This is a genomic window from Sphaerisporangium sp. NPDC051011 (assembly GCF_040653595.1).
GTDB lineage: Bacteria > Actinomycetota > Actinomycetes > Streptosporangiales > Streptosporangiaceae > Sphaerisporangium.
Map to the genome: position 1 here is coordinate 105826 of NZ_JBFAGG010000007.1, position 12764 is coordinate 118589.

Below are 12764 nucleotides of genomic sequence, written 5' to 3' on the forward strand. Positions count from 1 at the left end.
CAGAGGGGTTTGAGAATCGGAAACAGAGAACGCGGCCTGCGAGGCGCCGGACGGCTCGGCGAGGGAGTCGTGTGCGGGCGGCGGGCCGTGGGACACGGGGGTAGAGCATGAGTCATCCGCATCCCGAGCTCGGGCCGCCTCCGGCGCTCCCGGAGAACGGCCTGCGCATCGTCGCGCTCGGAGGGCTCGGCGAGATCGGCCGCAACATGGCGGTGTTCGAGTTCGACGGCCGGCTGCTGGTGGTCGACTGCGGTGTGCTGTTCCCCGAGCCCGAGCAGCCGGGCGTCGACCTGATCCTGCCCGACTTCACCTACATCAGGGACCGCCTGGACGACATCGAGGCCGTCGTCCTGACGCACGCCCACGAGGACCACATCGGCGCCGTGCCCTACCTGCTGCGCGAGCGCGCCGACATCCCGCTGGTCGGCTCGCGGCTCACGCTCGGCCTCATCGAGAGCAAGCTGACCGAGCACCGCATCCAGCCGGTCAAGGTCGAGGTCGCCGAGGGGACGCGGCAGCGGTTCGGCCCGTTCGAGTGCGAGTTCTTCGCGGTCAACCACTCCATCCCCGACGCGCTGGCCGTCGCGCTGAGGACGCCCGCGGGCATCGTCCTGCACACCGGCGACTTCAAGATGGACCAGCTCCCCCTCGACGGCCGCCTCACCGACCTCGGCGGGTTCGCCCGGCTCGGCTCCGAGGGCGTCGACCTGCTGATGTCGGACTCGACGAACTCCGAGGTGCCGGGCTTCGTCCCGAGCGAGCGCACCATCGGCCCGGTGATCGACGAGGTCTTCCGCAGCGCGACCAAGCGCATCATCGTGGCCTGCTTCGCCTCGCACGTCCACCGCGTGCAGCAGATCTTCGACGCCGCGGAGGAGAACGGCCGCAAGGTCGCGCTCATCGGGCGCTCGATGGTCCGCAACATGGGGGTCGCCCGCGAACTGGGCTACCTGCGCGTGCCGGCGGGCCTGCTGGTGGACTCCCGCGAGATCGAGGAATGGCCGCCGGAGGACGTCGTGCTCATCTGCACGGGGTCCCAGGGCGAGCCGATGGCGGCGCTGTCGCGCATGGCCAACCGCGACCACCCGATCCGCGTGGCCGAGGGCGACACCGTCGTGCTGGCGTCGTCGCTGGTGCCGGGCAACGAGACCGCCGTGAACAAGGTCATCAACGGCCTCACCCGCTGGGGCGCCCGCGTGGTGCACAAGGGCAACGCCACGGTCCACGTCTCGGGTCACGCCGCCGCCGGTGAGCTGTTGTACGTCCTCAATCTCACCAAGCCGTCCAACTTCATGCCGGTGCACGGCGAATGGCGCCACATGCGGGCCCACGCCAAGCTCGCGGCGTTGACCGGCGTCCCCGACGACCACATCGTCATCGCCGAGGACGGCGTGGTCGTGGACCTGGTCGACGGCCGGGCGAAGATCGTGGGCAACGTGCAGTGCGGCTACGTCTACGTCGACGGCTCCTCGGTCGGCGCGGTCACCGACGTCGCGCTCAAGGACCGCCGCATCCTCGGGGACGAAGGCTTCATCTCCGTGGTCGTGGTGGTCGACTCGACGACGGGCAAGGTCACCGGCGGGCCGGAGGTCTACGCGCGCGGGTCGGGCATCGAGATCGAGGCGTTCGACGAGGTCATCCCGCTGATCGAGAGCGCGCTGGAGGGCACCGCGGCCGACGGCGTCGCCGACCTGCAGCAGATGCGCAGGGTGACCCGCCGCATCGTCGGCCGCTGGGTCAGCGACACCTACCGCCGCCGTCCCATGATTATTCCGGTGGTCGTGGAGGTCTGACCGGCGTAGGTTTCACGTGCCGCCACTCGAACCCGCGCACGAGGAGCCGTATGCCTGAGAACCGGGCCGGATCGCCGGTGAACGCCCCCGCCTCCACGGTCGGCGTCACCGGCACGGCCGCCGAGGTCGTGTACACGAAGTACGACGGGTCGCTCCACTGGCACCACGAGGGGTGGCTGCTGGGGGAGGACGAGCACGGGGCCTGGCTCGGGTGCCCGGCGGGCACGAGCGGGGCCCGGGGCTCCGAGCCGCCGGTCGTCTGGGAGCAGGCGTTCGTGATGCTGTTCCCGCGTGACGCGTGGTACACCGCGACCTTCAACGACCGGCCGGGCAGGTGCGCGATCTACTGCGACATCACGACCGTGCCGCGCTGGGCCGACGGCCGGGTCACCATGGTCGACCTGGACCTGGACGTGCTGCTGATGCGCGACGGGCGCCTGTTCGTGGACGACGAGGACGAGTTCGCCGAGCACCTCGCCCGCTACGGCTATCCGGGCGAGGTCATCGGCCAGGCGGAGAGCGCGGCCGCCTGGCTGATGACCGCCATCGCCGCCCGCACGTCCCCCTTCGACGGCGCCCACGAACGCTGGCTCGCCGAGGTCCGCTGAGCGAGGGGTCGGACCCGGCGGCGTCCGGGACTGACGGCGGGGGCACGGGACTACTCGGGACTACGTGAACGGGCACGTGCTCGCCGTGGACGGCGGCCGGCTCGCCCGATGACGTCGGGCACTCCCGGCGGCGGCCGCTCCTAGTAGGCCCGGTCTTAGTAGGCTCGGTGCGTGGTCAGGGAAGGCAGCTCCATCGACAAGGCGCTGGCGGTGCTGGAGGCGATCGCCGAGCACCACCGCGTCACGGACATCGCGGCGGCGACGGGCGTCTCCAAGTCGACCGTCCATCGCATCCTCCAGTCGCTCGTCGAGTGGGGGTTCGCCCGTGCCGACGGGGTCGGGGGGTACGAGCCGGGGCCGCGCATCCTCACCCTGGCAGGCAAGGTCATGAGCCGGTTCGACCCCTCCCACCAGGCGTCGGCCGCGCTGCGCGCGCTGCACGAGCGCACCGGCTACACCACCCACTTCGGCATCCGCGGCGGCGACGAGGCCGTCTACGTCGAGAAGCTCGAAGGGCGCAGGCCGTACCAGATGCCCTCGCGGGTGGGCATGAGCCTGCGCCTGCACAGCACCGCGATCGGCAAGGCCGTCCTCGCCGAGCTGGACGACGACGAGGTGCGGGCCATCGCCGCCCGCGCCGGCCTGGCGCGGCTCACCGGCGCCACCCTCACCGAGGTGGGCGATCTGCTCGCCCACCTCGGCAAGGTCAGGGAGCTCGGCTACGCGATGGACGACGAGGAGAACGAGCCCGGCGTCCGCTGCGTCGGCGCGGCCGTGTTCGACCACACCGGCCGGGTGCTGGGCGGAATATCCATCTCCACGCTGGCCATGGACATGGAACGCGACGCCCTGGTGGCGCTCGCCCCCGTGGTCGTCGCCGCGGCCCGTGAGGTCTCGCTGGCCCTCGGCGCCCCGACGGCGGCCCTCACCCGCTGAGCCCGTTGCCGGCGACGCCGGGGCTGCCGGCGAGCAGGCGCTCGATCTCCTCGGGCGTCGCCACGCGCCCGGTGCCGCCCTGGCCCGCCAGGCTGATGGCGGCGGCGGCCGTACCGGCGCGCACGGCCTCACGCAGGGGCGCCCCGAGGGCGAGCCGCGCGGCGAGCGTGCCCGCGAACGCGTCGCCCGCGCCCGTCTGGTCGACGATCGCCGCCGCCGGGATCGCGGGCACGTCCTCCGGAGTCCCCTCGCCGTCGGCGAGCAGCACCCCGTCGGGCCCGCGGGTGACGGCCACGGCCCGCGCCCCGAGCGCCAGGCACGCGCGCGCGGCCTCGGCGGGGTCGGCGGTGGCGAGCAGGGGGAGGGTGTCGCCGGGGCTGGACGGGGTCACCAGGGCCGCCCAGGGTGCGACGGAGGCCAGCGTGGCGGCGGCTGCCTCGGGGCCGGTCAGCCGCCACCGGTAGTTCGGGTCGTAGACGACCCTGCCCCCGGCGGCGTCCACGGTCTGGGCCGCGTGCAGCACGGCCTGCGCGCAGGACCGCGACAGGGCGGCCGTGACGCCGCTGACCAGCAGGACGGCGGTCTCCTCCAGCGGCGCCGCCGCCACGTCGTCCGGGCCCATCCGGGAGGCCGCGCTGCACGCCCGCATGTACGTGAACGCCCGCTCGCCGCTCGGGTCCGCACCGACGGCGTAGGCGCCGGTCGAGCCCGCGCCGCGCCGCATCCACCGCGTGTCGACGCCGTGCGCGGCCGCGAAGCGGACCAGCCGTTCGCCGAACTCGTCGTCGCCCACCAGCGTCACCAGGGCGACGTGCGCGCCGGTCGCGGCGGCGGCCACGGCGGCGTTGAGGGCGTCGCCGGAGAACGACAACCGGAAGGTGTCCGCCTCGGTCAGCGGGCCGGACGCCGAGAACTCGACCAGCGGTTCACCGATCACCATCACGTCCATGGCGGGCTCCTGATTCATGTAACGGGATCTGATTGCATGTAATGCAACAGGGTGAATCCGGAGGACATCATGCCAAACATCACCGTGGAACTCGTGTCCGGGCGCACCCTGGACCAGTGTCAGCGGTAATTTCATTACATAAAATATGAAACCAATACATAGAACACGGTCATGTGCGGCGCGTCGCTCCCGGAGTCCGGTCCGCCTCATGCGTACCCTCGGTACCATGGCCACCCGTACGTCGAAAACCACCCCGAAGGGGTCGGCGAAGCGGTCCACTCCGTCCTCATCGTCGCGCCCCTCCGCCAAGCGTCCGCAGGCGCGGGCCGCGGCGGGGCGTCCGCAGGGCCGCCCGGCGCGCCGTCCCGCCGCCGCGCCGCCGGACCCGATCAGCTGGGTCTTCATCGCCATCGGGAAGCTTTTCGTCGGCGTATGGCTGCTCATCGCCAACGGCATCGGCACCGCCGCGCGGGCCTTCGGCAACCAGGCGCGCGAGCTGGACCCGGCCCACCGCCGCGACGGGCTCGGCCTGGCCGTCCTCGGCGCCGCCATCGTCCTGGCCGCCATGACCTGGCGCACCTCCGCCCAGGGCACGTTCGCGACCATCGTGGACTCCGTCCTGCGCGGCGCCGTGGGGTCCCTGGCCTGGGCGGTGCCCCTGATGCTCGGGCTGGTCGCCTGGCGGCTGCTGCGTCACCCCGACCAGAACGCCGACACCGGCCGCATCATGATCGGCTGGGCGGCGCTGCTGGCGGGCCTGCTCGGCATCATCCACGTCGCGCACGCCACCCCGTACCCCTCGGGACCAGCGAAGACCGACGGCATGGACAAGGTCTCGGCCGCGGGCGGCATGATCGGCTTCATCGTCTCGGCGCCGCCCTCCAGCATCCTCCCGGCGTTCATCACGATCCCGCTGCTGCTGCTGCTGTCGGGCTTCGGCGTGCTGGTGATCACCGCGACGCCGGTCCACCGCGTGCCCGAGCGGCTGGCCGAGATCCAGCACATGCTGTTCCAGAAGTCCTCCGACAAGGCCGTGACGGGCGAGCCGGGGGAGAAGAAGCCCGCCCGCCGCACCCGCAAGGGCGCGGCCACCGGCAAGGACGGCGCGGGCGACGCCGAGCCCGCCGACCTGGTCAAGCCGTACGACACGCCCCTGGTCGCCGACGCGCCCGGCGCCCCGCCCGCCCGGCCCGACCACTCCCCGGAGATCGTGCCCGGCTTGGTCGACGAGGAGGACGAGCCGCCGAGGCCCGCCGTCTCCGAGCCTCCCCACCCCTCGCCGGCCCCGCGCAAGGTCGAGCAACTCGTGCTGTCCCCGCAGGCCGGCCCGTACATCCTGCCGGACGTCTCCACGCTGCGCTCCGGCACGGCCCCCAAGCCCCAGACCAAGGCCAACACGGTCGTCGTCAACGCGCTCACCAGCGTGCTGGAGCAGTTCTCGATCGACGCGCAGGTGATCGGCTTCACGCGCGGCCCGACGGTCACGCGGTACGAGATCGAGCTGGGCCCCGCCGTCAAGGTCGAGAAGGTCACCGCGCTCACCAGGAACATCGCCTACGCCGTCAAGTCCGCCGACGTGCGCATCCTGTCGCCGATCCCCGGCAAGTCCGCGATCGGCGTGGAGATCCCGAACACCGACAAGGACCTGGTCAGCCTCGGCGACGTGCTGCGCTCGCAGGTCGCCCAGGCCGACCAGCACCCGATGATCGTGGGCCTCGGCAAGGACGTCGAGGGGCGCACGATAGTGGCCAACCTGGCCAAGATGCCCCACCTGCTCATCGCCGGCGCCACCGGCGCGGGAAAGTCCGTCTGCGTCAACGGGCTCATCTCCTCGATCCTGATGCGCGCGACCCCGGACGAGGTGCGCATGGTGCTCGTCGACCCCAAGCGGGTCGAGCTCAACACCTACGAGGGCATCCCCCACCTGATCACGCCGATCATCACCAACCCCAAGAAGGCCGCCGAGGCCCTCGAATGGGTCGTGGGGGAGATGGACCGGCGCTACGACGACCTGGCGGCCAGCGGCTTCCGGCACGTGGACGAGTTCAACAAGGCCGTCCGCGCCGGAAAGCTGGTGCCCCCGCCGGGCAGCGAGCGCGTCTACCAGCCGTACCCCTACCTGCTCGTGATCATCGACGAGCTCGCCGACCTGATGATGGTCGCCCCCCGCGACGTCGAGGACTCGATCGTCCGCATCACCCAGCTCGCCCGCGCCGCCGGCATCCACCTCGTGATCGCCACTCAGCGCCCATCGGTGGACGTCGTCACCGGGCTGATCAAGGCCAACGTGCCGTCCCGGCTCGCGTTCGCGACGTCCTCGCTGGCCGACTCCCGGGTCATCCTGGACCAGCCCGGCGCCGAGAAGCTCGTCGGCCAGGGTGACGCGCTGTTCCTGCCCATGGGCGCCAGCAAGCCGATGCGGCTGCAGAACGCGTTCGTCTCCGAGAAGGAGATCCACGACGTCGTCGCCCACTGCAAGGCGCAGATGCAGGTGGAGTACCGCGAGGATGTCGCCGCCACCGCGGCCGCCAAGCGCGAGATCGACGAGGACATCGGCGACGACCTCGACCTGCTGATCCAGGCGGCCGAGCTCATCGTCTCCACGCAGTTCGGCTCCACGTCGATGCTCCAGCGCAAGCTGCGCGTCGGCTTCGCCAAGGCCGGCCGCCTGATGGACCTGCTGGAGAGCAGGAACGTCGTCGGCCCCAGCGAGGGCTCCAAGGCGCGCGAGGTGATGGTGAAGCCCGACGACCTGCCCGGCCTGCTCGCCGACTTGCGGGGAGAGTGACCCCTCCGCGACCGACCCCCTCGGTAACTGGTTGAATGTGAATGACTACGCATCGTCGGAATACGGGCGCGTAGCGCAGGTGCACGGCGAGGGGGACGTATGAGCATTGGAGTGACGCTGGCCGCGGCACGTCACGCGGCGGGCATGACGGTCGCTCAGCTGAGCGGCCGCACGCGTATCCGGGAAACGGTCATCTATGCCATCGAGCGGGACGACTTCTCGCTCTGCGGCGGCGACTTCTACGCCAGGGGTCACGTCCGCAACATCGCCAAGACTCTCGGGCTGGATCCCGACGCGATCGTGCACCAGTTCGATGAGGAACACGGCGGGGTTCCCCTGCCCGTGCGCGCCGCCGCCGTCTTCCAGGCCGAGAGCACGATCAAGCTCCGCGAGCGCCGCAGCCCCAACTGGTCGACGGCGATGGCGATCGCCCTGGCCATCGTCGCAGTCTTCGGGGTCGCCCGGGTGATGAGCGGGTCCGGCGACACCACCACTGCCGAGCCCAAGGCCGGCGTCCCCAAGGCGCCCGTCCCGGTCGGCAAGTCCCAAGGTGACGCGAAGAAGGCCGCCAAGCCGGAGAGCGACGTTGTGACGCTCCAGGTCAAGGCGACCAAGCCGTCCTGGCTGGAGGTCAGCGACGGCAAGGGCAAGCAGATGTTCCGCGGCACGCTGCCGGCGGGGCGCACCTCGACGTGGAAGGCGCACAAGGAGGTGCGGGTCACGATCGGCAACGCCGGCGGCGTCGACCTGGAGGTCAATGGCAAGCACCTGGGCGTGCCGGGGAAGATCGGCCAGCTCGTCCACAAGTCCTTCGGCCCGGAAACGCCCGGCGCGCGGTGACCGCCGGCGTGACATACTCTCTGACCTGATCTGACTTAATCTGACCAAGCTTTTCCGAGCCTGTTCGCTGACGTTCTGTGACCCGCTTCGCGGCGCGGTCCGATCCGCGCGGCCCGCCCATGATGATCACCGGTGGCCGCGCGGCCCGTTCGCGCGCGCGAGTACGGGGGGAGTGCGTCAGATGGTGGCCAACTCCCGATACCGTAGAGTCCATCATGTCTTCCCGCCGAACCGCATCGCTGATCACACTGGGCTGCGCGCGCAACGAGGTCGACTCCGAGGAGCTCGCCGCGCGCATGGAGGCCGCCGGGTGGAGCCTCGCCGACGATGATCCCGACGTCATCGTCGTGAACACCTGTGGCTTCATCGACTCGGCGAAGAAGGACTCCATCGACACGCTGCTCGCCGCGTCCGACTCCGGGGCCAAGGTGGTCGCCGCGGGCTGCATGGCCGAGCGCTACGGCAAGGAGCTCGCGGACGCGCTGCCCGAGGCCTCCGCCGTCATCTCCTTCGACGACTACGCCGACATCGGCGCGCGGCTGGACGATGTGCTGGAGGGCAGGCCCCTCGGCGCCCACAGCCCGCGCGACCGCCGCACGCTGCTGCCCATCACCCCGGTCGAGCGCTCCGCGGCCACGACCGCCGTCCCCGGCCACGGTGACGCCCTGCCCGACGGCGTGGCGCCCGCCAGCGGCCCCCGTACGCTCCGCAAGCGGCTCTCCGGCGGCCCCATGGCCCCGCTGAAGCTCGCCTCGGGGTGCGACCGCCGCTGCTCCTTCTGCGCGATCCCGGCGTTCCGCGGCGCCTACGTCTCGCGCGCTCCGGAGGACCTGCTGGCCGAGGCCGCGTGGCTCGCCGGTCAGGGGGTGAAGGAGCTCGTCCTGGTCAGTGAGAACTCCACCTCCTACGGCAAGGACCTCGGCGACCTGCGGGCCCTGGAGAAGCTCCTGCCGCGCCTGGCCGCCGTCGAGGGCGTCGAGCGGGTCAGGGTGAGCTACCTGCAGCCCGCCGAGCTGCGTCCGGGCCTGCTGGAGGTCATCACCGGCACCCCCGGTGTGGCCCCGTACTTCGACCTGTCGTTCCAGCACGCCAGCGGGACGGTCCTGCGCAGGATGCGCCGCTTCGGCGATCCCCGCCGCTTCCTGGACCTGCTGGCGGCCGTCCGCGAGCACGCGCCCGAGGCGGGCGTGCGCTCCAACTTCATCGTCGGGTTCCCCGGCGAGACCGAGGCCGAGTTCGCCGAGCTGGCCGGCTTCCTGGAGGAGGCCCGGCTGGACGTCGCCGGCGTCTTCGGTTACTCCGACGAGGACGGCACCGAGGCCGCCCGCCTCGGGGGCAAGCTGGACCAGGAGACGATCGACGAGCGGGTCGCCGCGCTGACCGAGCTCGCCGAGGAGCTGACCGCCCAGCGGGCCGAGGAGCGCATCGGCACCGAGGTCGAGGTCCTCATCGAGGAGGACCTCGGCGACGGCGGCTACGAGGGCCGCGCGGCCCACCAAGGGCCCGAGGTGGACGGTTCGGTGACCGTCCAGGGCATCGGCCTGTTCCCCGGCCAGATCGTGCGCGCCACGGTCGTGGACGCCGAGGGGGTCGATTTGATCGCCCGCATCAAGGCCTCGCCATGACGAACCAGCCGGAGGCCGGCACCGAGCCGATCGCTTCCTCCGCGGCTCGGCGCGTCAGCCCGTGGAACATCGCCAACGTGCTGACCGTCCTCCGGCTCGTGGTCGTCCCGTTCTTCGTCGTCTGCATGTTCGTGGACGGCACAGGGGGGCGGTGGACCGCGCTCGTGGTCTTCCTACTCGCCTCGCTGACCGACCAGCTCGACGGCTGGCTGGCCCGCCGGTACGGGCTGATCACCGACTTCGGCAAGATCGCCGATCCGATCGCCGACAAGGCGCTGATCGGCGCGGCGCTGGTCACGCTGTCGCTGCTGGACGAGGTGTCCTGGTGGGTGACCGGCGCGATCCTCGTCCGGGAGGCCGGGGTGACGGCGCTGCGCTTCGCGGTGATCCGGCACGGCATCATCCCGGCGAGCTACGGCGGCAAGGTCAAGACGGTCCTGCAGATCACCGCCATCGCCCTGTACGTCCTGCCCGGCGTGCCCGGGCCGCTGCGCTGGGCCGTCATGGGGCCCGCGCTGGCCGTCACCGTGGTCACCGGGGCCGACTACGTCGTCAGGGCCGTACGGCTGCGCAAGGTGGCCCAGAAGGCGCGGGGAGGATGAGCGCGGCGCTCGCCGCCGAGGTCCTGTCCCTCCTGGTCCGCCGGGGGGCGACGGTCGCGGTGGCCGAGTCGCTGACCGGCGGCCTCATCGGCGCCACGCTCACCACGCCGAGCGGGGCCTCGGCCGCGTTCCGGGGCGGGGTGATCGCCTACGCGACCGAGCTGAAGGCCGGCCTGCTGGACGTCCCGGAAGATCTACTCGATCGGGAGGGAGCGGTGCACCCGGAGGTCGCCTCCGCGATGGCGGCCGGGGTGCGCCGGCTGACCGGCGCGACCTACGGCCTCGCGGTCACGGGGGTGGCGGGGCCCGACCCTCAGGACGGGCGGCCGGTCGGCACCGTCCACATCGCCGTGGGGGGACCGGATGGGCGAATCTGGGGGCGAGACGTGGTTCTTTCGGGATCCAGGGAAGAGATCCGCAAAAGTACTGTGCGGGAGGGTTTGGATCTCCTGCGAGGTGTGCTGGAGGCCGATGTGGGGGAACATTCCGGATGATTACCGCGTTACGTCACCAGCGAACATGCTCGTCACGGTCTGCCGCCCTGTTGGTCGATGCGGGTACGGTGGAGCTGTGAGTGAGGTCCGTGACCCATCGGTGAGGAGCAGGTCCGGCGAGCGCCCGGCGAAGGCGCCGAGCCAACCAATGATGACGGCGAGGAGCATGTACGAAGGGCATCCGAAGAACGGGCGATACGAACCGACCGCGCGGAGTGTCGTGAAGGCGCCTGCGCCCGGGAGGGAGCGACAGATGGTCCTGCTGCGTCAGCTGCTCGGTGACGTGCTGCGGCGGCTGCGGGTGCGGCAGGCACGCACCCTGCGTGAGGTTTCCACACTGGCCCGTGTCTCCCTTGGCTACCTGTCCGAGGTTGAACGCGGTCAGAAGGAAGCGTCCTCCGAGCTGCTCGCGTCGATCTGCGGCGCCTTGGGCGTGCCTCTTTCGCAGGTGCTCCGCGAGGTGTCCGACCAGTTCGCGCTGGCCGAGCTTCAACACGCGCCCGTGCTGGCCGATGCGCCCGAGCACGAGCGTCTTCCCATCGCCGAGACCGTCTCCACCACGATCTCGGGCCCAGAGTTCGACGGTTTCCCCGAAGTCAAGGACATGGTCGCCGCGTAGGTCCGCGGTCGCCCCCTTTCCGTCCTGACCCGCGGCCCGTCACGACGCCGTGAATTCGCGATGGGCTGTGTCCTGACGTCCCGGACGCCGCACCCGGTGGGTCGGCGTGTTCAACGCGGCTGGCAGGCGGGACAGTAAAAGACCACACGTTCGTATGGCTGTGTCCCGAGCTCGCCGCCGACCACCTTCCCCCCGCAGCGAAGACAGGGCCTCCCGGCCCGGCCGTACGCCCACAGGCGCCTCCCCGGGCGCCGGTCGCCCGTCGTCAGCGGGCCTCCCCGTTCGTCCTTGCTCGCCTCCAGCAGGCGGTGGGCGAGCGTCATCATCTTCGTCAGGTCCGGCACGTCCCCGGCGGGCGTGAACGGCGAGATCCCCGACAGGAACAGCGTCTCGGCGCGCCAGATCGTGCCGATTCCCGCCACGTTGCGCTGGTCCAGGAGCGCTTCTCCGATCATCACCTCGGGACGCGCCGCGATGTTGCGCGCCGCCCGCGCCGCGTGCCCGTCCTCCCAGCCGGGATCGAGCAGGTCGGGCCCCAGATGCCCGACCACCCGGTCCTCGTGCGCGGTCGCCAGCAGGTCGACCATGCCGAGCTTGATCCCCACCGCCTGCCACCGCGCGTTGGCGAGCACGAGCCGGACGGCGTCCGGGCCGCCCGGCGGGCGGGTCCCCGCGGGCTGGACGCGCCAGGTTCCGTCCATGCGCAGGTGGGTGTGGACGGTCAGCCCGCCCTCGACCCGGGTGAGCAGGTGCTTGCCCCGGGGAACGGTGGTCAGGACGGATCGCCCGGCGAGGTCGGCGGTGGCGTACCGGGGCACGCGGAAGTCCGACCGGGTCAGCACCCGGCCGTCGAGGGCGGCCCGCAGCGTGACCGCCGTCCGGTAGACCGCGTCGCCCTCGGGCATGGCACGCTCAGTCCCAGGCCGCCGGGTCCGCGGCGAGCTCCATCACGCGATGGGGCAGGCTGTCGGAGGCGATCTGGTCCAGGGTGACCTCCTCGAGGATGGCGCGCTCGCTGGCGCGCAGGGCGATCCACACCTGCTGCAAGGAGCGGGCGGCTCCGCGGTAGCCGACGTGCTCGGGGCGCTCGCCCCGGACGTTGGCCAGCGGACCGTCCACGGCGCGGATCACATCGGCCAGGGATATCTCGGTGGCCGGTCTGGCCAGGACGTACCCGCCCTCGGGGCCCCGCTGGCCGCGGACCAGCCCGGCCCGGCGCATCTGGAGCAAGATATTCTCCAGGTACTTGGGGGGCATTTCCTGTTCCTTGGCGAGCTCGCCCACGGTGGTGGGACCGCTGCCGGAGGCGGCCAGCTCGGCGGCGGCGCGGAGGGCGTAGTCGACACGGGCGGAAAGACGCATGTTATCGATTATCCCGCCTGCTAAAGCGTGGTTAGCCGCAACCGCACCACAACAGGCAGATGATCTGAGAAAGGTACGGTCGGAACACCGGCCGTGACCGTGCCGGCCCGCCGGGTGACCGGTGTGCGGCCGATCCGCTTCACGGGGA

12 protein-coding genes are annotated in these 12764 nt (G+C 71.6%); 9 read left to right on the forward strand and 3 right to left on the reverse strand.

Going from position 1 to position 12764, the window contains the following annotated elements:
* Positions 1-107: 107 nt before the first annotated feature.
* From AB0H21_RS17880 to AB0H21_RS17890, 3 genes are all read left to right on the forward strand, one after another.
* On the forward strand, positions 108-1793 hold the full coding sequence (locus tag AB0H21_RS17880) for a ribonuclease J (protein WP_358517468.1): 1686 nt from the start codon (positions 108-110) through the stop codon (positions 1791-1793).
* A gap of 50 nt (positions 1794-1843) precedes the next feature.
* On the forward strand, positions 1844-2401 hold the full coding sequence (locus AB0H21_RS17885) for a DUF402 domain-containing protein (protein WP_358517470.1): 558 nt from the start codon (positions 1844-1846) through the stop codon (positions 2399-2401).
* Between the two features lie 171 nt (positions 2402-2572).
* Positions 2573-3337 (forward strand): IclR family transcriptional regulator, encoded by a 765-nt coding sequence (locus AB0H21_RS17890; protein ID WP_358517471.1) that lies wholly within the window; start codon positions 2573-2575, stop codon positions 3335-3337.
* Here the strand turns inward: AB0H21_RS17890 and AB0H21_RS17895 are convergent.
* On the reverse strand, positions 3327-4304 hold the full coding sequence (locus AB0H21_RS17895) for a sugar kinase (RefSeq protein ID WP_358517473.1): 978 nt from the start codon (positions 4302-4304) through the stop codon (positions 3327-3329). The two genes, AB0H21_RS17890 and AB0H21_RS17895, sit on opposite strands and share 11 nt — an antisense overlap.
* 208 nt (positions 4305-4512) lie before the next feature.
* Between AB0H21_RS17895 and AB0H21_RS17900 the strand changes: the two genes are divergently transcribed.
* From AB0H21_RS17900 to AB0H21_RS17925, 6 genes are all read left to right on the forward strand, one after another.
* Positions 4513-7074 (forward strand): DNA translocase FtsK, encoded by a 2562-nt coding sequence (locus tag AB0H21_RS17900; protein ID WP_358517475.1) that lies wholly within the window; start codon positions 4513-4515, stop codon positions 7072-7074.
* A gap of 99 nt (positions 7075-7173) precedes the next feature.
* Positions 7174-7914 carry a RodZ domain-containing protein gene (locus tag AB0H21_RS17905; RefSeq protein WP_358517477.1) on the forward strand — a complete coding sequence of 247 codons (741 nt, stop codon included), beginning with the start codon at positions 7174-7176 and terminating at the stop codon, positions 7912-7914.
* A 215-nt stretch (positions 7915-8129) separates the two neighbouring features.
* A complete protein-coding gene (rimO, locus tag AB0H21_RS17910; RefSeq protein WP_358517479.1) occupies positions 8130-9539 on the forward strand; it encodes a 30S ribosomal protein S12 methylthiotransferase RimO in 1410 nt (469 codons plus the stop codon).
* Positions 9536-10141, forward strand: a complete 606-nt coding sequence (pgsA, locus tag AB0H21_RS17915) for a CDP-diacylglycerol--glycerol-3-phosphate 3-phosphatidyltransferase (RefSeq protein WP_358517481.1) — start codon at positions 9536-9538, stop codon at positions 10139-10141. The genes rimO and pgsA overlap by 4 nt, the downstream gene beginning before the upstream one ends.
* On the forward strand, positions 10138-10635 hold the full coding sequence (locus AB0H21_RS17920) for a nicotinamide-nucleotide amidohydrolase family protein (RefSeq protein WP_358517483.1): 498 nt from the start codon (positions 10138-10140) through the stop codon (positions 10633-10635). Before pgsA ends, AB0H21_RS17920 begins: the two co-directional genes overlap by 4 nt.
* Before the next feature lie 253 nt (positions 10636-10888).
* Complete coding sequence (locus AB0H21_RS17925) at positions 10889-11254, forward strand: helix-turn-helix transcriptional regulator (protein ID WP_114027182.1); 366 nt, start codon at positions 10889-10891, stop codon at positions 11252-11254.
* Between the two features lie 110 nt (positions 11255-11364).
* Here AB0H21_RS17925 and AB0H21_RS17930 read toward each other — a convergent pair whose 3' ends face one another.
* On the reverse strand, positions 11365-12159 hold the full coding sequence (locus tag AB0H21_RS17930) for a DNA-formamidopyrimidine glycosylase family protein (protein ID WP_358517486.1): 795 nt from the start codon (positions 12157-12159) through the stop codon (positions 11365-11367).
* 7 nt (positions 12160-12166) lie between these two features.
* Positions 12167-12616, reverse strand: a complete 450-nt coding sequence (locus tag AB0H21_RS17935; RefSeq protein ID WP_114027184.1) for an Rrf2 family transcriptional regulator — start codon at positions 12614-12616, stop codon at positions 12167-12169.
* Positions 12617-12764: the final 148 nt, after the last annotated feature.

What these genes read in the sequence shown, in the direction of transcription:
- AB0H21_RS17900 (WP_358517475.1), top strand. Translation starts at nt 4,513, where the DNA reads ATGGCCACCCGTACGTCGAAAACCACCCCGAAGGGGTCGGCGAAGCGG.
- AB0H21_RS17905 (WP_358517477.1), top strand. Translation starts at nt 7,174, where the DNA reads ATGAGCATTGGAGTGACGCTGGCCGCGGCACGTCACGCGGCGGGCATG.
- AB0H21_RS17920 (WP_358517483.1), top strand. Translation starts at nt 10,138, where the DNA reads ATGAGCGCGGCGCTCGCCGCCGAGGTCCTGTCCCTCCTGGTCCGCCGG.
- AB0H21_RS17880 (WP_358517468.1), top strand. Translation starts at nt 108, where the DNA reads ATGAGTCATCCGCATCCCGAGCTCGGGCCGCCTCCGGCGCTCCCGGAG.
- AB0H21_RS17930 (WP_358517486.1), bottom strand. Translation starts at nt 12,159, where the DNA reads ATGCCCGAGGGCGACGCGGTCTACCGGACGGCGGTCACGCTGCGGGCC.
- AB0H21_RS17895 (WP_358517473.1), bottom strand. Translation starts at nt 4,304, where the DNA reads ATGAATCAGGAGCCCGCCATGGACGTGATGGTGATCGGTGAACCGCTG.
- pgsA (WP_358517481.1), top strand. Translation starts at nt 9,536, where the DNA reads ATGACGAACCAGCCGGAGGCCGGCACCGAGCCGATCGCTTCCTCCGCG.
- AB0H21_RS17935 (WP_114027184.1), bottom strand. Translation starts at nt 12,616, where the DNA reads ATGCGTCTTTCCGCCCGTGTCGACTACGCCCTCCGCGCCGCCGCCGAG.
- AB0H21_RS17925 (WP_114027182.1), top strand. Translation starts at nt 10,889, where the DNA reads ATGGTCCTGCTGCGTCAGCTGCTCGGTGACGTGCTGCGGCGGCTGCGG.
- rimO (WP_358517479.1), top strand. Translation starts at nt 8,130, where the DNA reads ATGTCTTCCCGCCGAACCGCATCGCTGATCACACTGGGCTGCGCGCGC.
- AB0H21_RS17885 (WP_358517470.1), top strand. Translation starts at nt 1,844, where the DNA reads ATGCCTGAGAACCGGGCCGGATCGCCGGTGAACGCCCCCGCCTCCACG.